Below are 24,925 nucleotides of genomic sequence, written 5' to 3'. Positions count from 1 at the left end.
CTCACGCCCCGATGTAGGCCGCCAGGTGCTGACCGGTCAGCGTCGAGCGGTCGGCGACCAGGTCGGCCGGGGTGCCCTCGAACACCACCCGGCCGCCGTCGTGCCCGGCACCGGGGCCGAGGTCGATGATCCAGTCCGCGTGGGCCATCACCGCCTGGTGGTGCTCGATGACGACCACCGAGCGGCCGCCGTCGACGAGCCGGTCCAGCAGGCCGAGCAGCTGTTCGACATCGGCCAGGTGCAGCCCTGTGGTGGGCTCGTCCAGGACGTACACCTCGCCCTTCTCCCCCATCTGGCTGGCCAGCTTGAGCCGCTGCCGCTCGCCGCCGGAGAGGGTGGTCAGCGGCTGGCCGAGGGTGAGGTAGCCCAGCCCGACGTCGGCGAGCCGCTGCAGGATGGTGTGCGCGGCCGGCGTCCGCGCCTCCCCCGTGGCGAAGAACGGCTCGGCCTCGGCCACCGACATCGCCAGCACCTCGCTGATGTCCTTGCCGCCGAGGCGGTACTCCAGCACCGCCGGCTGGAACCGCTTGCCCTCGCAGACCTCGCACGGGGTGGACACCCCGGCCATCATCGCGAGGTCCAGGTAGATCACCCCGGCGCCGTTGCAGCTCGGGCAGGCTCCCGCGGAGTTGGCGCTGAACAGCGCCGGCTTCACCCCGTTCGCCTTGGCGAAGGCCTTGCGGACCGGCTCCAGCAGCCCGGTGTAGGTGGCGGGGTTGCTCCGCCGGGAGCCCTTGATCGCGCCCTGGTCGATGGTCACCACGCCGTCGCGACGGGCCACCGAGCCCGAGACCAGCGAGCTCTTTCCCGAGCCGGCGACGCCGGTGAGCACGACCAGCACCCCGAGCGGGATGTCGACGTCGACGTCGCGGAGGTTGTGGGTGCTCGCGCCGCGGACCTCCAGCGCGCCGGTGCGGCTGCGGACCGACGGCTTGAGCCGGGCACGGTCGTCGAGGTGCCGGCCGGTCAGCGTGCCGCTGCGGCGCAGCCCGGGGACATCGCCCTGGTAGACGATCTCCCCGCCGGCGGTGCCCGCGCCGGGCCCGAGGTCGACCACGTGGTCGGCGATGGCGATGGTCTCGGGCTTGTGCTCGACCACCAGCACCGTGTTGCCCTTGTCGCGCAGCCGCAGCAGCAGCTCGTTCATCCGCTGGATGTCGTGCGGGTGCAGCCCGATGGTCGGCTCGTCGAAGACGTAGGTGACGTCGGTGAGCGAGGAGCCCAGGTGGCGGATCATCTTCGTGCGCTGGGCCTCACCGCCCGACAGGGTGCCGGCGGGCCGGTCGAGGCTGAGGTAGCCCAGGCCGATCTCGACGAACGAGTCCAGCGTCTCGGTCAGCCCGGCCAGCAGCGGGGCCACCGACGGCTCCTCCAGACCGCGGACCCACTGAGCGAGGTCGCTGATCTGCATCCGGCAGGCGTCGGCGATGCTGATCCCCTTGATCTTGGACGAGCGGGCCCCCTCGTTGAGCCGGGTCCCGTCGCACTCGGGGCAGTCGGTGAAGGTCACCGCGCGGTCGACGAAGGCGCGGATGTGCGGCTGCATCGCCTCGCGGTCCTTGGACAGGAAGGACTTCTGCATCCGCGGGATCAGACCCTCGTAGGTGACGTTGATGCCCTCCACCTTGATCTTGGTGGCGGGCTTGTGCAGCAGCGCGTCCAGCTCCTTCTTCGTGTACCGCCCGATCGGCTTGTCGGGGTCGAGGAAGCCCGACTCCATGAAGATGCGGCCGTACCAGCCGTCCATGCTGTAGCCGGGGATGGTCAGCGCACCCTCGCGCAGCGACTTCGTCTCGTCGTACAGCGCGCTGAGGTCGAAGTCGGTGACCGAGCCCATCCCCTCGCACCGCGGGCACATGCCGCCGGTGATCTCGAAGTCGCGGCGCTCCTTGATCTTCTGCCCGCCCCGCTCGATGGTCACCGCACCGGCCCCGCTGATCGAGGCGACGTTGAACGAGAAGGCCTGGGAGGAGCCGATGTGGGGCTCACCGAGGCGGCTGAACAGGATGCGCAGCATCGCGTTGACGTCGGTGGCGGTGCCCACCGTGGAGCGCACGTTGGCGCCCATCCGCTCCTGGTCGACGATGATCGCGGTGGTCAGCCCCTGCAGCAGGTCGACGTCGGGACGGGCCAGGCTCGGCATGAACCCCTGCACGAAGGCGCTGTAGGTCTCGTTGATCAGCCGCTGCGACTCCGCGGCGATGGTGCCGAACACCAGTGAGCTCTTGCCCGAGCCCGAGACGCCGGTGAAGACGGTGAGCCGGCGCTTGGGCAGGTCGACGCTGACGTCCTTGAGGTTGTTCTCCCGCGCCCCCTGCACCCGGATCAGGTCGTGGCTGTCCGCGGCATGGGGTGCTGTCGGTCGGGCGTCGGTGCGGGTGGCGGTGTCCATCTGTCTCCTCCTGCCAGGCCGACGGGGCGTCGCCGGCGTCGCCTGGGGTGATCTAACCAGTTCGGGCAGCCGGCCGGGGCCCGTTCGAGCGGGTCGAGCGGAGGGTCCGGTGCCGGCCGGTGCGGGCGTGGGTCAGACGAGCCAGCGGCCGTCGCGCATCAGCTCGCGTCCGGGCAGCTCGTCGACCTCCCGCCAGGCCTGGATGCGGCGCGGCCGGACCCGGAACCAGCGGTAGGAGCCGCCCTCCCGGCGCGGGTCGAAGCCGGCGCGGGCGGCGAAGCGGTCGGCCTCCCCGGCCGGCAGCGCGTCGAGGTCGAGCACCTCCACCTCGCCGTCGACGAGGGTGACGTCGCGGGTGGGCCCGAGCCCCAGCCGGGCCACCCCGCGGGCGGCGAGGTTGCGGCCGGTGGCGCTGCCGAGGCTGGTGGCCAGCAGGATCGTCTCCCCGTCCCAGTCGAAGGACAGCGGGACGAGGTGCGGGGTCTGGTCGGCGGAGGCGGTGGCCACCCAGAGGTCGACGTCGGTGCGCAGCCGGTGCTCGGTGTCGCTGCGGCGCCGGGCACCGGGCCGTGGACCGGCCGTCATGCCGGCGAGGCCGGGTCCTGGGCGCGGACCTCGAAGATGCGGATCATGCTGCCGGCCGGGTCGCGGAAGGCGCAGTCGCGCGTGCCCCAGGGCTGGTCGGTGGGCTCCTGGACGACCTCGGCGTCGCCGGCCTGCAACCGCTGGAAGGTGGCGTCAAGGTCAGGGGTGGCCAGGTTGATGCCGGCGTAGGTGCCCTTGGCCATCATCTCGGCCACCACGCGGCGCTCCTCCTCGGTGATCCCGGGGTCGGCGAAGGGCGGGTGCAGCACGATGCTGGTGCCGGGCTGGCCGGGCGGGCCGACGGTGAGCCAGTGCAGACCCTGGTACTCGACGTCGTTGCGCACCTCGAAGCCGAGGGTGTCGCGGTAGAAGGCCAGGGAGGCCTCGTGGTCGGTGTGCGGCAGGAAGGCCTGGTGGATGGTGAGTTCCATGGCCCTCACGCTAGGGCCGTGCCGGCCCGGGTGCTTCTCGATTCCTGACCGGTCGGGTGACCCGCTTGACCAGGCAGGGCGCCATCCCGGCGACGGCGTCGCCGGCGGTGGCCCGGTACACGCTGGGCGGGACGCCGACCAGCTCGGTGAACCGGGTGCTGAAGGTGCCCAGCGAGGAGCACCCGACCGCGAAGCAGACCTCGGTGACGCTGAGGTCGCCGCGGCGGAGCAGCGCCATCGCCCGCTCGATCCGGCGGGTCATCAGGTAGCTGTAGGGCGACTCCCCGTAGGCCGCCTTGAACTGCCGGCTCAGGTGCCCGGCGGACATGTGGACGCCGCGGGCGAGCGCCTCGACGTCCAGCGGCTGGGCGTACTCGCGGTCGATGCGGTCCCGCACCCGCCGGAGCAGGGCCAGGTCGCGCAGCCGCTCGCTGCCGGGCGGAGTGGTGCTCACCCGCCCGATGGTGCCAGGTCGGGCCGTCAGCCCTCGACCGGATCGTCCTTGGCGGCCTGGTCCCCCGGTGCCTGCTGCGGGTCGTCCTCCCGCCGCTCGCCGGTCGGCCGCTCCTCCGGCGGTGCCGTCATCGTCGGCTCGGCGTCCTGGTCCTGCTCCTCGTCGTACTGGCTCACCGCTGCTCCTCCCGTGCCTTGCGCGTGGAACGGTCGTTGGCCTTCTGGATCGCCTCGACCAGCTCGTCCTTGGTCATGTCGGAGCGTCCGGAGACGTCCAGCCGCCGGGCCACGTCCATCAGCTCGTCCTTGGTGGCGTTCGCGTCGACCCCGCCGGCGGTCTCCCGGCCGGTGTCGCGACCGCCCTCGGCCTGGGCGTCCGACGGCCCAGGCTCGTCCTTCGGCTCCCAGTGGTCACCCACCTTGTGGTGGGTGTGCTTGAGCGCGGCGTAGCCGACCTGGTGGGCGCGACGTTCGTCGTCGTACTCCTCGGCGGCGGAGTCGTGGGCCTTGGCGAAGGTCCGCTGGGCCTTGTCCCCCGAGCGCTGCAAGGTGCTCGGCAGCTCGTCCTCGATCGGCTTCCCGTTCTTCCCGGTCTTCGGCACGATGTCCTCCGTTCTGGGCGACGTCACCGGTGGCCTACCCGGGTCCGTCCTCCGGAAACGTCCCGACCCGGCGGGCTGTGGACGGGGGACGCGCCACGGTGCCGTACCCGGCCGGTTCTGGCAGGGTTGGACCGTGCCCCCGCAGATGCCGATCCGGCTCGACCTCGAGCTCCCTGTCGCGCCGACGGACGCCTTCGACGCCTACGTCGACCTGGGCTCGTGGTGGGACCCGCGCTACACCTCCGACGCGACGACCTTCAGCGGCGTCGCGGTCACCCCCGGCCCGGGCGGGGAGATCCGCGAGCTGCACGCCGACGGCTCCTCCCAGCTGTGGGGCACCATCACGCTCTGGCAGCCCGGTACGGCGCTGAGCCACAGCTTCGTGCTGGCCCACGACACCGGGGTGCCCAGCCAGGTGCTGGTCACCTTCACCGCGCGGCCGGGCGGGTCGCTGCTGCGGCTGCAGCACGGCGGCTGGAACGAGGACAACGCGGCCGACCGCGACCGCTTCACCGACTGGGCGAGCGTGCTCGCCGGGCTGCCGGCCCGGGTGCGCCGCGGGCGGAGCCTGCGATGACGACGTCCCCCGGCGCCGGCACCCCGCCACCGGCCGACATGCCGGCGTTCGAGCCGCCGCCTCCGCCGGACCCCGGGCCCGAGCAGCTCGACCTCGTGCCGGACCCACCGGTGCGGCGCGCCCGGCGCGGACGGCGCGGTCTGCTGCTCGGCGGTGGTGGCGTGCTGCTGGTGCTGCTCACCGCGCTCCTGGCCACCTGGTGGCTGACGGTGGGCCGTCCCGGCTCGGCGCTGGACCAGGTCACCGACGTCCCGCCGGCCGAGGCGCCCGGGCCGTCGCACCCGCTGCTGCTCAGCCAGCTGGAGGCGGCCGGGCTGCACTGCGTCCGCGAGCTCGCCGAGCCCGAGGTGCACGGCTGCTACGCGCTGCCGCCGCACGGCTGGACCTACGTGCAGTGGAGCCACGACGGCGACGAGGCGCAGGGGCTGTCGCTGACCATGCCGCGGGCCGATGTCAGCGGTGACGTCCCACCGCCGCTGCTGGCGGCCGTCGCGCTCGCGGTCGGCCTGAGCAGCACCGAGCTCGACCAGCTCGCCGGGGCCGCGGCCGAGGTGGCCGGCGCCGAGGCGGGCGAGGTCCGTCCGGTGCTGACCCGGCCGGCCGACTTCGAGGTGTGGACGCTCGGGGCCGACCTGCGGATCGCCTTCGCCAACGCCGGTCCCCCGCTGGGCAGCATCCCGGCCGCCGACCTGGGGCTCGACCCGGCGGCCGCGGTGGAGGTGCTGGAACGCGACGGGCTGACCTGCGACCCGGCCACCGACGCGGCGCTGGTCAGCTGCGGGGGTCATGGGGTCGACCTCACCCTGGAGGGCGACGCCGACGGCCGGCTGGTCGCGGTCGGCGCCGGGCCACCCGACGAGGCTCGTCCGTACCTGCGCGCGCTGCTCCGCGAGCTGCCGGCGGACGACCGGGAGGCGGTCGAGGGCCTGCTGGAGGTCGAGGCGCCCGTGGTCGCCGCCGAGCACGGGTGGGTCGTGGTGGCCACCGGGGACTGGCTCTGGCTGCGCGGAGCCAGCTGGTGACGTCGACCCGCTGCTCGTGACCCGACCGGGTCGGCGGGGGCGGTCCGATCCGCTCAGCCCAGGACGCCGGTGAGCCGCCGCACGAGGGGCAGGTCGCCCTCGAGCCAGGGCACCGAGAGCAGCTCCGGTGCCGTCAGCCAGCGCACCTCGTCGTGGTCCGGCCCCGGCGCGACCACCTCGGCGGTGACCGCCCACCACACCCGCAGCAGCGAGCCGTTCGGCAGCGGCCAGCCGCCGTCAGGCCCGGGCAGCTCCGCACCGAAGGTGACGCCGGTGAGGCCGAGCTCCTCGTCGAGCTCGCGGGCCAGCGCCGCCAGCGGCGGCTCGGCGGGCTCCACCTTGCCCCCGGGGAACTCCCACCAGCCGGCGAGCGCGCCGTGGCGCCGCCGGGCGGCGAGCAGCCGGCTGGGTCGGTGGAGGTCGTCGGTGAGTGCGGCCCCGACCACCAGGGGGAACCCGTGGCCGGTCATCGGGACACCCCGTGCGTCACGGTGAGCGCCCGGCTGCGGCGGGTCGTCGACCCGACCAGCAGCACCACCAGCGCGGTCGCCACGGCGGCGGCCAGGCAGGAGGAGTCGGGCAGCGCCGCGGTCACGACGCGGGGGTGCGGGCCGCCTTGGCCGCGGCCTTGACCTGCTTCTTGGTCTCGCGGACCTTCTGCAGGGACGGCTCGTCGACGACATCGGCGACCGAGCGGAACCCGTCCTGGCCGTACTCCCCGGCCGCCTGCTGCCAGCCCTCGGGCCGGATGCCGTACTGCTTGGCCAGCAGCGCGACGAAGATCGACGCCTTCTGCCGCCCGAAGCCCGGCAGCGCCTCGATCCGGCGGCGCAGCTCCGCGCCGTCCTCGACGCCCTCCACCAGGTGCACCGCGCTGCCCTGCCACTCCGCCACCAGCGCCTGGCAGACCTGGTGCACCCGGGCGCCCATCGACCCGGGGAACCGGTGCACGGCGGGACGCTGGGAGCACAGCGCGACGAAGTCCTCCACCGGCATCGCGGCGATCGCGGCGACGTCGAACCGGCCCCCCATCCGCTCCGCGATCACCCGCGGCCCGCTGAACGCCTTCTCCATCGGCACCTGCTGGTCCAGGGTCATCCCGATCAGCAGGGCGTCGAGGTCGTCCGACAGCAGGGCATCGGCCTCGGGGTCCCCGGTCAGCCAGAGTGAGCGCGCCATGGGGTCATCCTGCCCGACCGCACCGGCGGGCGCAGCCGTCCTCACTCGTAGAGGACGTACTCCGGGCGCGGGTCGAGCGCCATCACCTGCTCGGGGGTCATCAGCTCCGAGCCGCCCTCGGTGTCCTCCTCGTAGAACAGCTTGAACCCGGCGTGGACGCCGTCGGGCAGCGTCTCCACGATCGCCTCGTAGGTCTCCACCTTGGCCCCGGGCGGGCCGAGCCCGTCGATGGAGGCGATGGCGACGACGCCGTCGTGGCGGCCCAGCTCCTCGGGGTCCTCGACGATGTCGACCCGCAGCTGGTGGTACAGCATCACCTTCTCGGGCAGCCGGTGCTCGGCCACCAGCTCCGACATCCAGCCGGCGATCTCGTCGAGCTCCTCCCCGCTGGTGGAGCCGTACACCCGGCCCGGCACCTCGTCGTCGTCCACGGCCCACTCCGGGTCGAGGGCGACGCCGACGTCGGGCTCGCGCAGCCACCCCTCGTAGTGGCGGACCTCCTCGGCCATGTCGGCGCGGCCGGGCTGGATGTTGAGCAGCAGCATCGCGTCGTGACGCCGGGCGGCCTCGAGGTGGTCGGCGATGACGTCCTCGTCGATCCGCGTGCGGTAGGAGCCGTCGTCGCCCGGCGTGCTGTGCACCACGGTGGCGATCAGCTCGAGCACCGGGGTGATGCGGCGGTCGTCGCCGTCGTAGTCCTCGCCGATCTCCTTGATGTCCTCGACCCGGTCGTCGAGGTCGCCGACACCGAGCCGGCCCAGCGCCGGGGCGCCGGGATAGCCGGAGAAGCCCACCAGCCGGGTCCCGGGGAACAGGTCGGTGCCGCCGCCGGGCAGCTCCGGTGTGGGCGTCGGGGTGGGCGTGGGCGTCGGGGTGGGCGTCGGGGTGGGGGTGGGAGCGGCGGTTGTCGAGACCGGGCCGGGGTCCGGAACCCGCTCCGCGCCCTCCTGCGCCGGGGGCCCGGTGCAGGAGGTGAGCGCGGTCGACACCGATGCCGCCGTCGCGGCGGCCAGCAGGCCCAGGCGACGGCGGCGCACGTCAGAGGTTGATCATGTGCCCGGCGATGCCCTCGACCGCTTCCTTGAGGGCCTCCGACAGGGTCGGGTGGGCGTGGATGTTGCGGGCCACCTCGTGCGCGGTGAGGTCCCACTGCTGGGCGAGGGTGAGCTCGGGCAGCAGCTCGGTGACGTCCGGGCCGATCATGTGGGCACCCAGCAGCTCGCCGTGGGTGGCGTCGGCCACCACCTTGACGAAGCCGGTGGCGTCGCCCAGGCCGTGGGCCTTGCCGTTGGCCGAGAACGGGAACTTGGCGACCTTGACGTCGTAGCCGAGCTCCTTGGCCTTGGCCTCGGTGTAGCCGAACGATCCGATCTGGGGCTGGCAGTAGGTGGCGCGCGGGACCATGTCGTAGTCGATCGGCATCGTCTCGGCGCCGGCGATCGTCTCGGCGGCGACCACACCCATGGCCTCGGCGGTGTGGGCCAGCATCAGCTTGGCGGTGACGTCGCCGATGGCGTAGATGTGCGGCACGTTGGTGCGCATGAAGTCGTCGATGGCGATGGCGCCGCGCTCGGTCAGCTCGACACCGGTGTTCTCCAGCCCGTAGCCCTTGGTACGGGCGGCGAAGCCGATCGCCTGCAGCACCTTGTCGGCCTCGAGCACCTGCGACTCGCCGCCGTCGGCGGGGCTCACGGTGACCTTGACCTTGTCGCCGGAGTCGTCGATGGCCTCGACCTTGGTCTTGGTCATCACCTTGACGCCGAGCTTCTTGTAGGCCTTGGCCAGCTCGGCGGACACCTCGGGCTCCTCCAGCGGCACCATCCGGTCGAAGAACTCCACGATGGTGACGTCGACGCCGTAGTTGGCCATCACGTAGGCGAACTCGACGCCGATGGCGCCGGCACCGGCGATGACGATCGAGCCGGGCAGCGAGTCGGTGACGATCTGCTCCTCGTAGGTCACCACGCGCTCGCTGAGCTGGGTGCCGGGCAGCAGCCGGGTGGTGGCGCCGGCGGCGATGATCGCGTTGTCGAAGGTCACCGTCTCCTCACCGCTGTCGGTGCGGACGCGGATGGTGTTGGCGTCGGTGAACTCGCCCCAGCCGGTGTACTCGGTGATCTTGTTCTTCTTCATCAGGAAGTGCACACCCTTGACCATCCGGTCGGCGACCCCGCGGCTGCGCTTGAAGGCGGCGCCGTAGTCGAAGGTCACGTCGCCCTGGATGCCGAAGGTCTTCGCGTCCGCGGTGAAGATGTGGGCCAGCTCGGCGTTGCGCAGCAGCGCCTTCGTCGGGATGCAGCCGACGTTCAGGCAGACACCACCCCAGTACTTCTCCTCGATCACGGCGGTCTTCAGCCCGAGCTGCGCGGCCCGGATGGCGGCGACGTACCCACCGGGGCCTCCCCCGAGGACGACGACATCGAAGTGTGCGGTCATGGCCGACACTCTAGCCACGTCCGCGCGGCCTCCCGGACCGCCCGCGGAGGACGTCCGGACGGCGACTCTCCGAGACGGGAGCTTGAGATATATCGCATGTGAGTTACGGTGGCGGACGTGACTGACACCTCGCTGGACCGCATCGGCAGCCTCATCCGCGACGCCCGCAAGCACCGTGGGCTCACCCAGAGCGAGCTGGCCGGTGTGCTCGGCACCAGTCAGAGCGCGGTGCACCGGATCGAGGCGGGCAACCAGAACCTCAGCCTCGAGATGATCAACCGGATCGCCAGCGCCCTGGACCGTGAGCTGATCAGCGTCGGCGGCGGACCGACCCACCTGCGGATCCGTGGCGGCACTCCCCTGTCGGGTTCGATCCCGGTGCGCTCGTCGAAGAACGCCGCGGTCGCCGTGCTCTGCGCCTCGCTGCTCAACCGCGGCACCACCAAGCTCAAGGGGATCGCGCGGATCGAGGAGGTGAACCGGATCCTCGAGGTGCTGACCAGCATCGGGGTGGAGGCCACCTGGTCCGACGACCGGACCGACCTCACCCTGGTGCGGCCCGAGCACCTCGACCTGGCCGCGATGGACGTCGAGGCTGCGCGCCGGACCCGCAGCGTCATCATGTTCCTCGGTCCGCTGCTGCACTTCTACCCGCACTTCGAGCTGCCCTACGCCGGCGGCTGCGACCTGGGGGCCCGCACCATCGAGCCGCACCTGCAGGTGCTGCGGCGTTTCGGGCTGCACGTCAACGCCACCGAGGGCTTCTACCACTGCGACGTCGACCGGACCGCCGGCGACCGCAGCATCGTGCTGACCGAGCGCGGCGACACCGTCACCGAGAACGCGCTGATGGCCGCGGCGATGACCCCCGGCGTCACCGTGCTGCGCAACGCCAGCCCGAACTACATGGTCCAGGACATCTGCGCCTTCCTCACCACCCTCGGGGTGCAGATCGAGGGCATCGGCACCACCACCCTCACGGTGCGCGGGGTCGACTCCATCCACGCCGACGTCGAGTACGCGCCGTCGGAGGACCCGATCGAGGCGATGAGCCTGCTGACCGCGGCGACGGTCACCGACTCCGAGCTGACCATCACCCGGGTGCCGATCGAGTTCCTCGAGATCGAGCTGGCGATCCTGGGCGAGATGGGGCTGCGCTACGACCAGGGGCCCGAGTACCTGTCGGAGAACGGCCTGACCCGGCTGTGCGACCTGACGGTGCACCCGTCGACCCTGCGGGCCCCGATCGACAAGATCCACCCGATGCCCTTCCCCGGGCTGAACATCGACAACCTGCCGTTCTTCGCGGTGATCGCGGCCGAGGGCGAGACGATGATCCACGACTGGGTCTACGAGAACCGCGCGATCCACCTGCTCGAGCTGAACAAGCTCGGGGCCAACGTGCAGCTGCTCGACCCGCACCGGCTGATCGTCAAGGGCCCGACCCGGTGGCGCGGCCAGGAGGTCGTCTGCCCGCCGGCGCTGCGTCCGGCCGTCTGCCTGCTGCTGGGCATGCTGGCCGCGCGTGGGGAGTCGGTGCTCCGCAACACCTACATGATCAACCGGGGCTACGAGGACCTGCCGCTGCGGCTCAACGCGCTGGGTGCCGACGTCCAGGCCTTCAGCGACCAGTACACCCGCTGACCAGCTCCCGCAGGGAGCAGAGGGCCGGGCAGGGAACCTCCTGCCCGGCCCTCGCTCGTCGGCGGTGGGGCCGGGCCCTCAGGTCGCGGGCACCAGCACGGCCTCGTCCGGAGGCAAGGGCGGTCACGGCGATCGCGCCGGCGGGGCGGACGCGTCGGTGCCCTCCAGGAGCGGCGGCGCGACGGAGACGTAGCGGTGCCCGGTGGGTGTGGTGGTCTGCGTGGTGTGCCGCGGCCCCGGTCGCGCCCGGGCGGTGAACCCGGGCGCCTCCTTCGCGTAGTTGCAGGCCTCGCAGAGGCCCTGACCGTTGCTCAGCGAGGTGGGGCCGCCGTCCGCGACCGCCCTGATGTGGTCGGTGGTGCGGATGGGCGCGTCGCACCACGGGGTGCGGCAGCGCTGGTCCCGGAGCCGGACCAGCTGGGCCAGGCGGCGGGGGAACCGACGGGCCCTCGAGTCCGCCGCCACCAGGTGACCCGCCCCGGGCCGGACGTAGAGCCGACGCACCCAGGTCCGCTCCCCCACCAGCTCCCGGGCGAGGTCGCCCGGGATGGGTCCGTACCCGTCGAGGTGGGCACTTCCCGACGCCGTCCCGAGCAGGACGTCGTCGGTGACCACGACGTGCAGGAGCACGTCGACGTCGTCCACCCCGACATCCGGACCGGGCTCGAGGGTGCCACGGTCCTGAGCACTGGCGGCCGGGGTCGTCGGCTGCGACCAGGCGAGGGGCGTCCGGCCGAGCACGCGGTCGACCAGGGTGTCAGCCATGATCTGCCCACGTCCGCGGCCGTCGCCGGTGGCGATGAGGGAGTCGGCCTCGCGGCTGAGCGTGGCGACGACCGCGACACCATCCTTGACCGGCAGCAGCGCGGAGAGCTGGCTCATCAGGTCCGGCGCGGGACGGAGCGACACCCGGCGCTCGGACTCGCCCCGGCGACGCCGCACCACGGCGGACTGGGGATCCAGCCGGTAGGACAGCCGCTGGGCGGTTGCGACCAGCTCGCGGTCTCCCATGCTCTCCAGGCGGTCGGGGTCGGCGGCCAGCTCGGCATCGACCCGTTCGCGGTCCTCGCGGCTCAGACCGCCCGTCTCGCGGGCGACCAGGGTGGCCCGCCACTCCGAGATGCGGCCCCGACGGAACGCCTCCGTGGTGTGCGGGAGCTCGGCAGGCAGAACCTTGGCCAGCCCCAGGTGGTGCCGTCCGCGGGCCGGTGACTCGCGGCGGGCCAGCGCGACCTGGGCGGCCACGCCTCGTCCCTGCCGCTCCTCCGGCAGCCCACGCCGCTGCTCCTCGGCCCGGACCGAGCGGTCCAACGCGAGCGCGGCCCGTCCCTGCAGCGCCTCCGCGGCGCACTTGAGCTCCTCGAGGTGCCGGAGCAGGTCGACCAGCTCGCCGTCGTCCTGCCGGTCCAGCGCGCGGTCGCTGGTGCGTGCCATCGTCTGCACCCAGGCCGCGACGAGCGCCGGACCGGCCGGTGCCTCAGGCGGGAGCGCCATCGGCGGCGCTGGTGCATCATCGAACATGTGATCGATATTACGTCTGGGGAGGCGATGATCGGGAGGCGCCGAGGGCGATCTGTGGACAACGCTCGCGGCATTGGAGCGCCTGTGGACGACCGGACTCCGATCCCTCGTGCGGCTGGTCGGGGGCGGCGGCTCAGCGCAGCCGCTCGACCTCGAAGCGGTGCGTCGGCGCCACCAGCTCGTCCTGGGCGGCCACCAGCTGCAGCTCGCCCTTTCCGGCGGCCGCGGTCTGCTCCAGGACGCCGAACACCCGGGCCGCGGTCGTGCCCAGGGCGGTCGGCAGGTCGTCCCCGGCGAGCAGGCAGGACAGGAACATCGCGCAGGTCAGGTCGCCCGAGCCGGTGAAGACCCGCTGCAGCAGCGGCGTCCGCACCAACCAGGCGCCCTCGCCGTCCACCGCCACCATCTGCAGCTCGTCACCGGGCTGGTCGGGCAGCACCATGCTCGTCACGAGCACCGTCTGGGGGCCCGCAGCGCGCAGCCGGTCCGCGGCGGCCAGCACCTCCTCCAGCGTGGTCGTGGGCTTCCCGCCGCTGAGGAAGTCCAGCTCGTAGTGGTTGGGGGTCACCACGTCGGCCCGCGGCAGCACCCGGTCGCGCATCAGCTCGGGGATGCCCGGACGCACGTACATCCCCCGGCCGACGTCGCCCATGACCGGGTCGCAGCAGTAGATGGCCCGCGGGTTGCGCTCCTTCACGGTGGCGACCACGTCGAGGATGGTCAGCCCCATCTCCTCGGCCCCCTGGTAGCCCGACAGCACCGCGTCGCACTCCGGCAGCACGCCGAGCGCGTCGATGCCCTGCACGACCGCGGCCACGTCCGCCGGGCTCAGCAGCGGGCCCTGCCACGACGGGTAGCCGGTGTGGTTGGAGAAGTGCACGGTCAGCACCGGCCACACCTCCACACCCACCCGCATCAGCGGGAAGGTGGCCGCGCTGTTGCCCACGTGCCCGTAGGCGACGGAGGACTGCACGGAGAGGATCGAGGTCACGGGCCGGCTCGCTGACATGGGAGCCATCATGTCGCAGCACTAGACTCCGCCGCATGCTGGCCGACGCCCAACGCGACTCCGGCGTCGACGAGCCCACGCGGCCCGACCGCTGGGCCTGGCGGGCGCGACTGCGCGAGCGCCGACACACCCGGATCACGTTGCGGGTCTGCGTCGGGGTGCTGGGCACCCTGCTGATCGTGGCCGGCGCGATCACCGGCCCGCTGCCCGGTCCCGGTGGCATCCCGCTGGTGCTGCTCGGTCTGGCGGTCTGGGCGAGTGAGTTCCGGTGGGCGCACCGGCTGATGGCCCGGTTCAAGCAGGTGGTGCGCTACTTCGCCCGCTGGCCCCGCCGGCGCAAGGTGCTCGCGGTGGGCGTCGGCGTGCTGATCGGCTGGTCGGCCCTCTACGGCGGCCTGTGGCTCAACGGCATCCCCGCGTGGCTACCGGAGTGGGTCCGCGAACCGCTGGACCGGCTGCCCGCGATCACCCCCGAGGGCCACCTGCGGTGACCCCGGTGCGCGCCGGGCGACCGGCCAGCCCCTTCCCGCCCGGCGGGTTCGTCGCCATGGCGCACCGCGGTGGCGCGCTGCTCCGGGCCAACCGGGGCCGGGAGAACACCGTGCACGCCTTCACCGAGGCCACCCGGCTGGGCTACCGCCACCTCGAGACCGACGTGCACACCACCGCCGACGGCGTCCTCGTCGCCTTCCACGACACCGTGCTCGACCGGGTCACCGACGCCACCGGCGAGATCGCCGGGCTGCCCTGGGCCGAGGTGCGCCGGGCCCGGGTCGGCGGGCAGGACCCCATCCCCACCCTGGACGAGCTGCTCGAGACCTTCCCCGAGGCCGTCCTCAACCTCGACATCAAGGCGCCCGGCGCCGTCGCCCCCCTGGCCGAGACGCTGCGCCGGCACGCCGCCACCGGCCGGGTCTGCGTCGGCTCCTTCAGCCTCCGCCGGTTGTCGGCCTTCCGCGCCCTCGCCGGGGCGTCGGTGGCCACCTCGGCCACCCAGCTGGAGGTGGTGCTCACCCGCCTCGGGCTCCCCTTCGCCGGCCGCGGCCCCGCCGTCGCACTGCAGGTGCCCGTGCGGCACCGGATCCTCGGTGTGGACGTCCCGGTCGTCACCCGCGGCCTGGTCGAGCGCGCCCACGCCGCCGGACGCCAGGTGCACGTGTGGACCGTCGACGCCGAGGACGAGATGCACCGGCTGGTCGACCTGGGTGTCGACGGTCTGGTCAGCGACGCCATCGATACCTTGAAGCGCGTCCTGACCGCCCGCGGCCTGTGGGCCTGATCCAGGACCCGACCCGAGGAGACGCCGTGACCGAGCCGCCCGACGCCCCCAGCCGCCGCGCCGACGCCCTCACCGCGGGTGCCCGCAGCCTCCTCTCCTCCTCCGTCCCGGTCCGCCGGCTGCTCGCCTGGGCCAGCTTCGACTGGGGTGCGGCCTCGTTCCAGGCGGTCATCACCTCCTTCGTCTTCGCGACCTACCTCGCCGACGCCGTGGCCACCGAGGACGGCGCGGTCTGGATCACCGTCACCAACGCCCTCACCGCAGTGGTCGTCGCGCTCGGCGCGGCGGTGGTCGGCCAGCGAGCCGACCGGCTCGGGCAGCGCCGGCGGACCCTGCTGGTGCTGACCATCGGCGTCTGGATCTGCATGGCGCTGATGGCGCTGGTGCGGCCCGACCCCGGCTACCTCCCGCTGGGGCTGGTGCTGCTCGGCCTGGCCGGGATCTTCTCCGAGATCGGCAACGCCAGCTACTACGCGATGCTCCAGCAGGTCTCGACCCCCCGCAACGTCGGCGCCGTCTCCGGGTTCGGCTGGGCGATGGGCTACGTCGGCGGCATCGTGCTGCTGCTGGTGGGCTACTTCGGCTTCATCGCCCCCGAGGTGGGGTGGTTCGGCGTCACCGGTGAGGACGGCATGGACGTCCGGGCCGTGGTGCTGGTCTCCACCTTGTGGTTCGTCGTGTTCGGGCTGCCCCTGTTCCTCGCCGTGCCCGAGACCACGCCCGACCACACCCTGCCCCGGCTCGGGCTCGTGGGCAGCTACCGGGTGCTGGTCCGCGACCTGATGCAGCTGTGGCGGGTCGACCGCAACGCGGTGCGGTTCCTCCTCGCCAGCGCGCTCTACCGGGACGGCCTCGCCGTCATCTTCAGCATCGGCGCGGTGCTGGCGGTCAGCGTGTACGGCCTGTCCGCCGGCGACGTGCTGATCTTCGGCGTGGCCGCCAACGTGGTGGCGGCCGTCGGGGCGCTGGTCGGCGGCCTGGTCGAGGACCGGGTCGGGCCGCGGCTGGTCATCCTCGTCTCGGTCGCCGCCCTGTGCCTCGTGGGCCTGGTGCTGCTGGTCGTCTCCGGTCCCACCATGTTCTGGGTGTTCGGGCTGGCGCTGACGCTGTGGGTCGGGCCGGCCCAGGCCTCGTCCCGCGCCCTGCTCACCCGGCTGGCGCCGCCCGGTCACGAGGGACAGCTCTTCGGGCTGTACACCAGCACCGGTCGCGCGGTCTCCTTCCTGGCACCCAGCCTGTTCGCCCTCTTCGCGACGATCGGCTCCGAGCGCACCGGCATCCTCGGCATCGTGCTGGTGCTGCTCGCCGGCGGCGCGGTGATGCTCACCGTGCGCAACCCGCGCCGTCCCGCCGAGGCCGCCGACCCGGCTGCCCCGCCCGCCGTGACGACTTCCTGAGCCCCTCCCCACGACACCCCGCGGACGCTGGTTGAGACCTGCCTGAGTGGGCACACTGGAGGTGGCGGGACTCCCCGACCGGTGCGGGACCGGGAACAACCGCGGCCAGCGGGCCGTTGTGAGGGAGACCGACGGGAGGAGCACATCATGGCCGATCGAGCACTGCGGGGTTCGGGGCTGGGAGCCAAGAGCTTCGAGGACGAGTCGGGGATCGAGTTCGCCGCACGCCAGGAGATCGGGTTCGACTGCACCCGCGGCCACCACTTCACGGTGACGTTCGCGGCCGAGGCCGAGCTCCCGACGCTGTGGGAGTGCCCGCGCTGCGGGTCCGAGGCCAAGCGGTCCGACGGTGTCGTGGCCGAGGTCAAGGAGGGCAAGCCGGCCCGCACCCACTGGGACATGCTGCTGGAGCGCCGTTCGATCTCCGAGCTGGAGGACCTGCTGGCCGAACGTCTCGACCTGCTGCGCCAGGACGACGACCAGCGGGCGACCGGGCGTCACAGCGCCTGATCCCCACGCACGCGCGAAGCCCCCGGGACACCCGTCCCGGGGGCTTCGTCGTGCTCAGCCCTCCTCGACCTCGCCGCGGATCACGGTCGGGTCGTCGCGCCGCGGCGGAGGGCCGTCGACGACCTCACCCTCCACCGTGTTGGCGGGGTCCATCCGGGCCCGCACCAGGTCGACGTCGACACCCAGCCGCCGGGCCCGCGCCCGCGCCCAGCGGTCGAGCCAGCGGACGGTCAGCCCCCGGGTCGGCGGCAGCAGCAGCCACAGCCCCACCAGGTCGGTCACCAGCCCCGGCACCACCAGCGCGATGCCGCCGAGCAGGATCAGCCCGCCGGAGGCGATCTCGTCCGAGGGCGGCTGCCCCGACTGCAGCGTCCTGGCCAGCTGCTGCCAGTTCCGCCGTCCCTGCCGGGTCGCGAGCACCACGCCGAGCACCATCCCCAGCAGCACCACCAGCAGCGTCCACCAGCCGCCGATGAGCCCCACCAGCTGGATCAGCAGCCAGACCTCCAGCACCGGCAGACCCAGCACCAGCACGGGCACCAGCACCCGCCACCCGGAGGGGCGGCGGGTCTGCGCGGTCGGGACGCTCATCGCCGGGCCGCCACCCCGGCGCCCCGGCTGCGCCCGGCCAGCGCGCGCAGCTGGCCGGCCCGGTGCCCGATCCCCCACAGCGTGGTGCGCAGCAGGGCCTCGATGACGATCGCCTGGCTCATCTTGGAGTCGCCGCGCTCGCGCTCGACGAAGGTGATCGGCACCTCGCGGACGTCGAACCCGGCCTTGAGCGCCCGCCAGGCGAGGTCGACCTGGAAGCAGTAGCCGGCCGAGGCGACGTCGTCCAGGCCGATCCCCCGCAGGGTGCGGGCGTGGAAGGCGTTGTAGCCACCGGTGGCGTCCCGCAGCGGCACACCCAGGCAGAGCCGCGTCCACAGGTTGCCACCACGGGAGAGGATCTTGCGCGAGAGCGGCCAGTTGACGACCTTCCCTCCGGGGATCCAGCGCGAGCCCTTCACCATGTCGGCGCCGTGCTCCAGGGCCGCGAGCAGCCGCGGCAGCTGCTCGGGCTGGTGCGAGCCGTCGGCGTCCATCTCGACGACGACGTCGTAGCCGTGGTCGAGCGCCCAGCCGAAACCGGCCAGGTAGGCCGCGCCCAGCCCTTCCTTGCCCCGGCGGTGCAGCACGTGCACGTGGTCGTCGTCGGCCGCCAGCGTGTCGGCGATCCGGCCGGTTCCGTCGGGTGAGTTGTCGTCGGCCACCAGCACGTGCACGTCCGGGGTCGCCGCCCGCACCCGCGAGACGATCAGCTCGACGTTGTCGGCCTCGTTGTAGGTCGGGATCACGACCAGCACCCTCGGCTTCTCCGGTGGCGTGGCGGGGTCGGGGCTGTGGTCGGACAACGATCCTCCTCGTCTGGGCTGCGGCCCATCTTCCCTCACCACACCGACCGACCGAAGCCGACGCGGCCCTGAGCGGTCCCTGAGCCCGCCCGTCCGCGGGCGCGGACTGGCGGGTCGCCGTGGTCTCGCTAGGGTGGCGGCCGTGACCGACCTGCTCGCCGTGACCGTGATCGGCTCCGACCGCCCCGGCATCGTCGCCGACGTGACCGCGGCGCTGGCCGGGCTGGAGGCCAACCTCGAGGACTCCACCATGACGCTGCTGCGCGGCCAGTTCGCGATGGTCGTGCTGGTGCACACCTCGGCTCCGGTCGCCGCGGTGGAGCAGGCGCTCGCTCCGGTCATCGCCGACGGCACGCTCGGGGTGGACGTCCGTCCGGTCGCCGACGTCGACTCCCAGCCGGTGCTGGGCGCGGACCACATCCTGCACGTCAACGGGGCGGACCGTCCGGGCATCGTGGCCGGCATCACCGCCTCGCTGGCCGCCCACGGCGTCAACGTGGTGGGGCTCAGCACGCGGCTGGCCGGCGAGCTCTACGTGCTCACCGCCGAGGTGGTGCTGCCCGACGGCGTGGACGAGCTGGCCGTCCGCGCCGACCTGGACCAGGCCGCGCAGGCCTGCGGTGTGCACGTGCGGCTGGTCCCGGTGGAGACGGACGAGCTGTGACGCACGCGGTCGGGCCGGACGAGGACGCCGGGGACGACAGGGTGGCCTGGACCATGCCGGAGCTGCCGCCGGGCACCGTCCGGGAGGTGGTGCGGGCCCCCGCGGAGATCCTCGCCACCGCCGGCGCCGAGGTCGACCCGACCGATCCGGCGACGGTCGCGCTGGCCGCCGACCTGCTCGCCACCCAGGCGGTCTCCCCCGGCTGCGTCGGCCTGGCCGCCCAGCAGGTGGGCGAGGCGCTGCGGGTGTTCTCCGTCGACGTCACCGGGCACCCGAAGACCCGCACCTGCCACGGCGCGTTCGTGCTCTGCAACGCCGAGGTGCTCTCGGCCAGCCGCAAGGGCAAGGGCCGCGAGGGCTGCATGTCGGTCCCCGACCTCACCGGCGACGTCGCCCGGGCCCGCCGGCTGACCGTCCGCGGGCAGCTGCCGGTCACCGGGGAGTGGGTGGAGATCGAGACCGACGCCTTCGAGGCGGTCTGCCTGCAGCACGAGATCGACCACACCGAGGGCCTGCTGTTCCTCGACCGGGTGGTCGGGCCGCAGGCCGTGCACCGGCGCCAGACCTACCTCTGAGCCGGCTCCCCGCGGGCGGCCCGCCGGCGCCACAGCGCCACGGCGATCCCGCCGAGCAGCAGCACGGTCGACGCCACGCCGATCGTCGGGCCCAGCTGCATCGCCGGGGTGGTGGTCGTGCGCAGCGGCATCGTCCAGCTGTGCGAGTCGGCGGTGAACTCCGCCGTCTGCCAGACCACCGAGCCGTCGGCGCCGATGAACCCGGACGCGCTGCTGGTGGTGGCCACCGCGATCTCGCGCCGGCTCTCCATCGCCCGCACCCGCGTCATCGCGAACTGCTGGGGCACCTCGACCGTGCCGCCGTAGGTGGCCTGGTTGCTCTGCACCACCAGCAGCTGCGCACCCGAGCCGACCGTCTCGGCGACGGTGCCGTCGTAGGCCACCTCGAAGCAGATCAGCGTGCCCACCCCGACCGGCTCCCCCGCCACCGGGACGGTCATCAGCCCGTCGGAGGTGCCGGCCACCGACTGGGCACCGACCATCTGCAGCATCGGCACCAGCGGCAGCAGCACGTCGCGGAAGGGGATGTACTCCCCGAACGGCACCAGGTCGCGCTTCTCCATCCGGTCCAGCACCCCCTGCTCGGGGTCGTACCAGAGCGCGGAGGTCTGCCGCTCGTCCGGCCCCGGCCCCTGCAGCACCGCCCCGACCTGCACCGGGCGGTCGGCGATCTGCACCGACAGCTCCACCGTGCGCCGGGTGGTCGGGTCGACCAGCGGGTCGATGTCGGTGGAGTTCTCCGGCCACAGCACCATGTCGGGCATCGCGATGGTGCCGGTGCGGGCCCGGGCCATCAGCGTGATCGTCTCGCTGAGGTGGTTGTTGGTGACGGTCCGGGCGCGCCCGAGCGCGGCCACGCCGACGCCGTCGACGTTGCCCTGCACCAGCCCGACGGTCACCTGGCGCCCGCCGGCCGGGGCTGCCGGCACCCAGCCGCGGAGCAGCTGCCCGGCCAGGCCGAGGACCAGCGCGGCCGCGAGCACCACCGCCACCGGACGCCATCGCCCCCGCCCCCGCCGGCCGGACGGTCGCCGCAGCCGCAGCACCAGCCAGGCCAGCGCCTGCCCGCCGAGCGCGGTGAGGAAGGACACCCCGGCCACCCCGACCAGCGGGTACAGCCCGGCCAGCGGTGCATCGACCATCGTGTAGCCGAGCCGGCTCCAGCCGAAGCCGTCGAAGGGCACCGAGGAGTAGACCCACTCCACCACGACCCACGCGGCCGCGGCGACCGCGGGCCAGCCCGGGACGGACCGCAGCCGGTGCACCAGCACCGCCAGCAGCCCGTAGAAGGCGGACTCGAAGGCGACCAGGGCGACCGCGACCGGCACCGCGATCACCGACACCCAGCCGACGCTGAGCCCGAGGAAGACCACCCCGAAGAGGTAGCCCAGCCAGAACCGGCGCCGTGGGGCGGTCTGCACCACCACGGTGAGCAGCGCCACCCCGACCAGGGTCAGCGGCCACCAGCCGAGCGGGGCGAACCCGGCGGCGGCCAGGGCGCCGGCGCCCAGCGCGGCCGGCACCCGCCACCACGGGACGTGGGGGCGTCGTGGGGCGGGCGGGGCGTCGTCGGCGGCATCGGGCGTCCCCGGTCGCAGGCTGGTCGGGGCGGTCCCCGTCGCGGTCATGGTGCGTCCCTCACTCGACGACGACGGTGCCGGTGGCGCGCATGACGACCAGCGGCTCCTCCAGCACCCGGGCCGCGGTCGAGGTCGTCGCGTGCCGGCGCAGCTCCTCCGGCGCCACCGCGCGGCAGACCACCCGTGCCTCGAGCGCGATGGCCCGGCTGGTGTTGCCGATCCGGGTCAGCGTGGCCTCGGCCTCGAGCACGTCGCCGGGGTGCACCGGCTCGAGGAGGTCGACCCCGGAGTAGCCCACCAGCTGGCCCTCGTCGCCGTCGGTGCGGATGCACATCTCGATCACCGCGTCCTCGAACATCCGCAGCGTGTAGGAGGCGTCGAGGACGCCGCCGGCCGCGTAGCCGGCGCCGCGGGGCACGTAGCGGCGGTGCACCACCGACATGCCCAACCGCGGGTCGGTCGTCGACTGCTGCTGCACCGCCACGTCCATCCTCCGGCTCCCTCGCTCCGTCCGGCCGAGCCTACCCGGCGGCACCGGCCGTCCGGACGCACGCGAATTCTCCCGTGCCATCGTGCGCGGACCGCAGATGCTGGCGTAGTGTCGCATCGACACCGCAGATCATCGAAGCGAGGCGGCATCCGACATGACGACTTCCAGCGCCGGCGACCGAGCCGGGCTCGCGCAGCCGTACGAGTACCGGCGGGTCGAGCTGGTCGAACCCGACTGGCGCCGCCTGCCGGGCTGGCGGGAGGTGACCACGCAGCAGTGGCGCGACCCGCAGTGGCAGCGGGCCCACTGCGTCAAGAACGTCGCCCAGCTGCGCCAGGTGATGGGCGACCTGCTCGACGACCGGGTGTACGACGACCTCGCCCGCGACCAGCGTGAGCGGGCCACCATGTCGATGCTGCTCCCCCCGCAGATGCTCAACACCGTCGTCCCCGACCGCCAGCCCGACGCCGAGGCGTTCCTGGCCGACCCGGTGCGGCGCTACATGCTGCCCGTGTTCTCCGACCGGCGCAGCGACTGGCCCTCGCACCCGATGGCCAGCCGGGACAGCCTGCACGAGCACGAGATGTGGGCCGCGGAGGGGCTCACCCACCGCTACCCCACCAAGGTGCTGGCCGAGGTGCTGCCGACCTGCCCGCAGTACTGCGGGCACTGCACCCGGATGGACCTGGTCGGCAACTCCACCGAGCAGGTCACCAAGCTGAAGTTCCTGACCCGTCCGCAGCAGCGCCTCGACGCGATGCTGGACTACCTGCGCCGCACGCCCCAGGTGCGCGACGTGGTGGTCTCCGGGGGCGATGTGGCGAACATGCCCTGGCCGCGCCTGGAGGCGTTCCTGGGCGCCCTGCTCGAGATCGACACCATCCGCGACATCCGGCTGGCGACGAAGGCGCTGATGGGGCTGCCGCAGCACTGGCTGGCCGACGACGTCCGCGCCGGGGTCGAGCGGGTCAGCCGGACCGCCCGGGAGCGTGGCGTGATGCTCGCGGTGCACACCCACGTCAACGCGGCCCAGTCGGTCACCCCGCTGGTGGCCGAGGCGGCCCGCGGCCTGCTCGCGGCGGGCGTCCGCGACGTCCGCAACCAGGGGGTGCTGATGGCGGAGGTCAACGACGACGCCGGCGCGCTGCTCGACCTCTGCTTCGCCCTGCTCGACGGGGCCTCGGTGACGCCCTACTACTTCTACATGTGCGACATGATCCCGTTCGCCGAGCACTGGCGGGTGCCGCTGGCGCGGGCCCAGGAGCTGCAGCACAACCTGCTCGGCTACCTGCCCGGGTTCGCCACCCCGCGGATCGTCTGCGACGTCCCCTTCGTCGGCAAGCGGTGGGTGCACCAGGTGGCCGAGTACGACACGACGCGCGGGATCAGCCTGTGGCGCAAGAACTACCGCACCGGGCTGGAGGCCGACGACGCCGCCGCCCTCAGCCGCGAGTACGCCTACTACGACCCGATCCACACGCTGCCGGAGGAGGGGCGGCGGTGGTGGCGCGAGCACAGCGCCCTCGACCTCGAGGCCGAACGCCGGGCGGCGCGCAGCTCCCGCGACCTGGCCCTGCTGCAGTCCTCCTGAGCGGGCTCCCCGAGCCCCGGCTCAGCCCTCGAGGGGTCGCTCCTCGTAGGGGATCGACAGCACCAGGGTGGTGTGGGTGGTGACGTTGCCGGTGGTGCGCAGGCGGAGCAGCAGGTGCTCCAGCTCCAGTGGCGTGCCGACCTGCACCTTGAGCAGGTAGTTGGCGTCGCCGGCGATGGAGTAGCACGAGACCACCTCGCTGATCGGCGCCAGCCGCTCGGGGATGTCGTCGGGCTGACCCGGGTCGAGCGGGGTCACCTCGACGAAGGCGGTCAGGGTGCGGCCGAGCGCCTCGGGGTTGATCCGTGCGGTGTAGCCGGAGATCACCCCGCGCTGCTCCAGCCGCCGCACCCGCTGCTGGGCCGCGGAGGTCGACAGCCCGGTCGCCCGGCCGATGTCGGTGTAGGACATGCGGCCGTCACCCGAGAGCAACGAGAGGATCTGCCGGTCGATCTTCTCCATCCGCGCACTCCTCCACCGCCGTCGTCGGCACCACAAGTCCGCACATCGTGCCAGTATCTGGGCGTGGCCGAGCCCAGGATCCTGCTGATGGACACCGCATCGTTGTACTTCCGTGCCTTCTACGGCCTGCCCTCCTCGCTGACCGACGCCTCCGGGCAGCCGGTCAACGCCGTCCGCGGTCTGCTCGACTTCATCGCGAAGTTCGTCACCGACTACCGCCCGACCCACCTGGTCTGCTGCTGGGACAACGACTGGCGTCCGCGCTGGCGGGTCGAGCTGCTCCCCTCCTACAAGACGCACCGGGTGGCGGAGGCCACCACGACGGTGGTCGGGGCCGGCGGGCAGGGAGCGGAGTCCGGGGTGGCCGAGGAGTCGCCGGACGAGCTGACCCCGCAGGTGCCGGCGATCCTCGACGTGCTGGCCGCGCTCGGCATCGCCGTGGTCGGCAGGGACGGCTACGAGGCCGACGACGTCATCGGCACCCTGGCCACCACCGCCGCCCGGGACGGGTTCGCCGTCGACGTCGTCACCGGCGACCGCGACCTGTTCCAGCTGGTCGACGACCAGCAGGGCATCCGCGTGCTCTACGTCGCCCGCGGGGTGGCCAGGCACGAGCGGGTGGACGACGCCTGGGTGCGGGCCAAGTACTCGGTGTCCCCGCAGGCCTACGCCGACCTGGCCGTGCTGCGCGGGGACACCTCCGACGGCATCCCCGGCGTGGCCGGCATCGGGGAGAAGACCGCGGCCCAGCTGCTGGCCCGCCACGGCACCCTCGACCAGGTGCTCGCCGCCGCCAGCACCCCGGACGGCGGGGTGACCGCCGGCGTCCGTGCCAAGCTGGGTGCGGCCATCGACTACCTGGCGGTGGCGCCCGACGTGGTCCGCGTCGTCCGCGACCTCGATCTCGGGGTCGGCTGGGACGACCTGCGGCTGCCGGCGGGCCCGGTCGAGCCGGAGCGCTTCGCCGAGCTGACCGAGCGGTGGTCGCTCGGTGGCAGCGCCGAGCGGATCACCCGGGCGCTGGGCTGAGGGTCCCCGGCCGGACACCCACCCGACACCGACCTGTTACCGATATGACGGTGACACGGGCGGTGCGCCTGCTTACTCTGTCCCCAGCAGACCACGACACGCG

The 24,925-nt window shown here is 73.2% G+C and carries 29 protein-coding genes; 11 read left to right on the top strand and 18 right to left on the bottom strand.

Annotated elements, in window-relative coordinates; translation table 11 throughout:
- Position 1: 1 nt before the first annotated feature.
- The 6 genes from DT076_RS02200 to DT076_RS02180 all read right to left on the bottom strand — a co-directional run bounded on the left by DT076_RS02200 (position 2) and on the right by DT076_RS02180 (position 4,463).
- Positions 2 to 2,392 (bottom strand): ATP-binding cassette domain-containing protein, encoded by a 2,391-nt coding sequence (locus DT076_RS02200; RefSeq protein WP_114124975.1) that lies wholly within the window; start codon positions 2,390 to 2,392, stop codon positions 2 to 4.
- Positions 2,393 to 2,524: 132 nt separating this feature from the next.
- Entirely contained in the window at positions 2,525 to 2,977 is a 453-nt protein-coding gene (locus tag DT076_RS02195) for a pyridoxamine 5'-phosphate oxidase family protein (protein WP_114124974.1), read from the bottom strand.
- Entirely contained in the window at positions 2,974 to 3,408 is a 435-nt protein-coding gene (locus DT076_RS02190; RefSeq protein ID WP_199538890.1) for a VOC family protein, read from the bottom strand. Before DT076_RS02190 ends, DT076_RS02195 begins: the two co-directional genes overlap by 4 nt.
- A 10-nt stretch (positions 3,409 to 3,418) precedes the next feature.
- Positions 3,419 to 3,862 (bottom strand): helix-turn-helix transcriptional regulator, encoded by a 444-nt coding sequence (locus DT076_RS02185; protein ID WP_114124972.1) that lies wholly within the window; start codon positions 3,860 to 3,862, stop codon positions 3,419 to 3,421.
- Positions 3,863 to 3,888: 26 nt separating this feature from the next.
- Positions 3,889 to 4,038 carry a hypothetical protein gene (locus tag DT076_RS19270; RefSeq protein WP_158548018.1) on the bottom strand — a complete coding sequence of 50 codons (150 nt, stop codon included), beginning with the start codon at positions 4,036 to 4,038 and terminating at the stop codon, positions 3,889 to 3,891.
- A complete protein-coding gene (locus DT076_RS02180; protein WP_114124971.1) occupies positions 4,035 to 4,463 on the bottom strand; it encodes a ChaB family protein in 429 nt (142 codons plus the stop codon). Before DT076_RS02180 ends, DT076_RS19270 begins: the two co-directional genes overlap by 4 nt.
- A 133-nt stretch (positions 4,464 to 4,596) precedes the next feature.
- Between DT076_RS02180 and DT076_RS02175 the strand changes: the two genes are divergently transcribed.
- Positions 4,597 to 5,040, top strand: coding sequence for an SRPBCC domain-containing protein (locus tag DT076_RS02175; protein ID WP_114124970.1), 444 nt, complete (start codon positions 4,597 to 4,599; stop codon positions 5,038 to 5,040).
- Complete coding sequence (locus DT076_RS02170) at positions 5,037 to 6,062, top strand: hypothetical protein (protein WP_114124969.1); 1,026 nt, start codon at positions 5,037 to 5,039, stop codon at positions 6,060 to 6,062. Before DT076_RS02175 ends, DT076_RS02170 begins: the two co-directional genes overlap by 4 nt.
- Positions 6,063 to 6,115: 53 nt before the next feature.
- On the opposite strand, the gene DT076_RS02165 is transcribed toward DT076_RS02170, so the two are convergent.
- Genes DT076_RS02165 through lpdA form a run of 5 tightly spaced genes read right to left on the bottom strand, consistent with a single transcriptional unit; the run spans position 6,116 to position 9,677 of the window.
- Positions 6,116 to 6,532, bottom strand: a complete 417-nt coding sequence (locus tag DT076_RS02165) for an NUDIX domain-containing protein (protein WP_114124968.1) — start codon at positions 6,530 to 6,532, stop codon at positions 6,116 to 6,118.
- On the bottom strand, positions 6,529 to 6,657 hold the full coding sequence (locus DT076_RS20210; RefSeq protein ID WP_267896793.1) for a hypothetical protein: 129 nt from the start codon (positions 6,655 to 6,657) through the stop codon (positions 6,529 to 6,531). The genes DT076_RS02165 and DT076_RS20210 overlap by 4 nt, the downstream gene beginning before the upstream one ends.
- Positions 6,654 to 7,241, bottom strand: a complete 588-nt coding sequence (locus tag DT076_RS02160) for an HhH-GPD-type base excision DNA repair protein (protein WP_114124967.1) — start codon at positions 7,239 to 7,241, stop codon at positions 6,654 to 6,656. The genes DT076_RS20210 and DT076_RS02160 overlap by 4 nt, the downstream gene beginning before the upstream one ends.
- Before the next feature lie 41 nt (positions 7,242 to 7,282).
- Positions 7,283 to 8,278, bottom strand: coding sequence for a hypothetical protein (locus tag DT076_RS02155; RefSeq protein WP_114124966.1), 996 nt, complete (start codon positions 8,276 to 8,278; stop codon positions 7,283 to 7,285).
- Between the two features lies 1 nt (position 8,279).
- On the bottom strand, positions 8,280 to 9,677 hold the full coding sequence (gene lpdA, locus DT076_RS02150) for a dihydrolipoyl dehydrogenase (protein WP_114125229.1): 1,398 nt from the start codon (positions 9,675 to 9,677) through the stop codon (positions 8,280 to 8,282).
- A 117-nt stretch (positions 9,678 to 9,794) separates the two neighbouring features.
- Between lpdA and DT076_RS02145 the strand changes: the two genes are divergently transcribed.
- Entirely contained in the window at positions 9,795 to 11,321 is a 1,527-nt protein-coding gene (locus DT076_RS02145) for a helix-turn-helix domain-containing protein (protein ID WP_114125228.1), read from the top strand.
- Between the two features lie 123 nt (positions 11,322 to 11,444).
- On the opposite strand, the gene DT076_RS02140 is transcribed toward DT076_RS02145, so the two are convergent.
- The gene (locus DT076_RS02140) at positions 11,445 to 12,755 is read right to left on the bottom strand and encodes an HNH endonuclease (RefSeq protein ID WP_114125227.1); all 1,311 of its coding nucleotides are present in this window, start codon (positions 12,753 to 12,755) and stop codon (positions 11,445 to 11,447) included.
- A 220-nt stretch (positions 12,756 to 12,975) separates the two neighbouring features.
- Positions 12,976 to 13,851: a pyridoxal kinase PdxY gene (gene pdxY, locus DT076_RS02135; protein ID WP_114124965.1), complete on the bottom strand. Its 876-nt coding sequence runs from the start codon at positions 13,849 to 13,851 to the stop codon at positions 12,976 to 12,978.
- 35 nt (positions 13,852 to 13,886) lie between these two features.
- On the opposite strand from pdxY, the gene DT076_RS02130 reads away from it, so the two are divergent.
- The 4 genes from DT076_RS02130 (at position 13,887) to DT076_RS02115 (ending at position 17,037) form a co-directional block, all read left to right on the top strand.
- The gene (locus tag DT076_RS02130) at positions 13,887 to 14,342 is read left to right on the top strand and encodes a PGPGW domain-containing protein (RefSeq protein ID WP_114124964.1); all 456 of its coding nucleotides are present in this window, start codon (positions 13,887 to 13,889) and stop codon (positions 14,340 to 14,342) included.
- A gap of 5 nt (positions 14,343 to 14,347) precedes the next feature.
- Positions 14,348 to 15,130 (top strand): glycerophosphodiester phosphodiesterase, encoded by a 783-nt coding sequence (locus DT076_RS02125; RefSeq protein ID WP_233493573.1) that lies wholly within the window; start codon positions 14,348 to 14,350, stop codon positions 15,128 to 15,130.
- Positions 15,131 to 15,156: 26 nt separating this feature from the next.
- Positions 15,157 to 16,527 carry an MFS transporter gene (locus tag DT076_RS02120; RefSeq protein WP_199538889.1) on the top strand — a complete coding sequence of 457 codons (1,371 nt, stop codon included), beginning with the start codon at positions 15,157 to 15,159 and terminating at the stop codon, positions 16,525 to 16,527.
- 147 nt (positions 16,528 to 16,674) lie between these two features.
- Positions 16,675 to 17,037, top strand: coding sequence for an RNA polymerase-binding protein RbpA (locus DT076_RS02115; RefSeq protein WP_114124963.1), 363 nt, complete (start codon positions 16,675 to 16,677; stop codon positions 17,035 to 17,037).
- Between the two features lie 54 nt (positions 17,038 to 17,091).
- Here DT076_RS02115 and DT076_RS02110 read toward each other — a convergent pair whose 3' ends face one another.
- The gene (locus tag DT076_RS02110; RefSeq protein ID WP_114124962.1) at positions 17,092 to 17,628 is read right to left on the bottom strand and encodes an FxsA family protein; all 537 of its coding nucleotides are present in this window, start codon (positions 17,626 to 17,628) and stop codon (positions 17,092 to 17,094) included.
- A complete protein-coding gene (locus DT076_RS02105; RefSeq protein ID WP_233493572.1) occupies positions 17,625 to 18,431 on the bottom strand; it encodes a polyprenol monophosphomannose synthase in 807 nt (268 codons plus the stop codon). Before DT076_RS02105 ends, DT076_RS02110 begins: the two co-directional genes overlap by 4 nt.
- 142 nt (positions 18,432 to 18,573) lie before the next feature.
- Between DT076_RS02105 and DT076_RS02100 the strand changes: the two genes are divergently transcribed.
- Positions 18,574 to 19,095 (top strand): glycine cleavage system protein R, encoded by a 522-nt coding sequence (locus tag DT076_RS02100; RefSeq protein ID WP_114125223.1) that lies wholly within the window; start codon positions 18,574 to 18,576, stop codon positions 19,093 to 19,095.
- Positions 19,092 to 19,670 (top strand): peptide deformylase, encoded by a 579-nt coding sequence (locus tag DT076_RS02095; RefSeq protein WP_233493571.1) that lies wholly within the window; start codon positions 19,092 to 19,094, stop codon positions 19,668 to 19,670. Before DT076_RS02100 ends, DT076_RS02095 begins: the two co-directional genes overlap by 4 nt.
- Here the strand turns inward: DT076_RS02095 and lnt are convergent.
- Complete coding sequence (lnt, locus tag DT076_RS02090; RefSeq protein WP_147264035.1) at positions 19,661 to 21,298, bottom strand: apolipoprotein N-acyltransferase; 1,638 nt, start codon at positions 21,296 to 21,298, stop codon at positions 19,661 to 19,663. The two genes, DT076_RS02095 and lnt, sit on opposite strands and share 10 nt — an antisense overlap.
- A 10-nt stretch (positions 21,299 to 21,308) precedes the next feature.
- Positions 21,309 to 21,740 (bottom strand): hotdog domain-containing protein, encoded by a 432-nt coding sequence (locus tag DT076_RS02085; protein WP_114124960.1) that lies wholly within the window; start codon positions 21,738 to 21,740, stop codon positions 21,309 to 21,311.
- A gap of 154 nt (positions 21,741 to 21,894) precedes the next feature.
- Here DT076_RS02085 and DT076_RS02080 point away from each other — a divergent pair, with 154 nt between their 5' ends.
- Entirely contained in the window at positions 21,895 to 23,331 is a 1,437-nt protein-coding gene (locus DT076_RS02080; RefSeq protein ID WP_114124959.1) for a KamA family radical SAM protein, read from the top strand.
- A gap of 21 nt (positions 23,332 to 23,352) precedes the next feature.
- On the opposite strand, the gene DT076_RS02075 is transcribed toward DT076_RS02080, so the two are convergent.
- A complete protein-coding gene (locus tag DT076_RS02075) occupies positions 23,353 to 23,793 on the bottom strand; it encodes an Lrp/AsnC family transcriptional regulator (protein ID WP_114124958.1) in 441 nt (146 codons plus the stop codon).
- 63 nt (positions 23,794 to 23,856) lie between these two features.
- Between DT076_RS02075 and DT076_RS02070 the strand changes: the two genes are divergently transcribed.
- On the top strand, positions 23,857 to 24,822 hold the full coding sequence (locus DT076_RS02070; protein WP_233493570.1) for a 5'-3' exonuclease: 966 nt from the start codon (positions 23,857 to 23,859) through the stop codon (positions 24,820 to 24,822).
- The last annotated feature ends 103 nt before the right edge of the window (positions 24,823 to 24,925 follow it).

It is taken from the genome of Desertihabitans brevis, from assembly GCF_003327535.1.
In the GTDB taxonomy this organism is placed as follows: domain Bacteria; phylum Actinomycetota; class Actinomycetes; order Propionibacteriales; family Propionibacteriaceae; genus Desertihabitans; species Desertihabitans brevis.
Note: the sequence above shows the minus strand (reverse complement) of the source record. Positions and strands in the feature narration are given on the sequence as shown.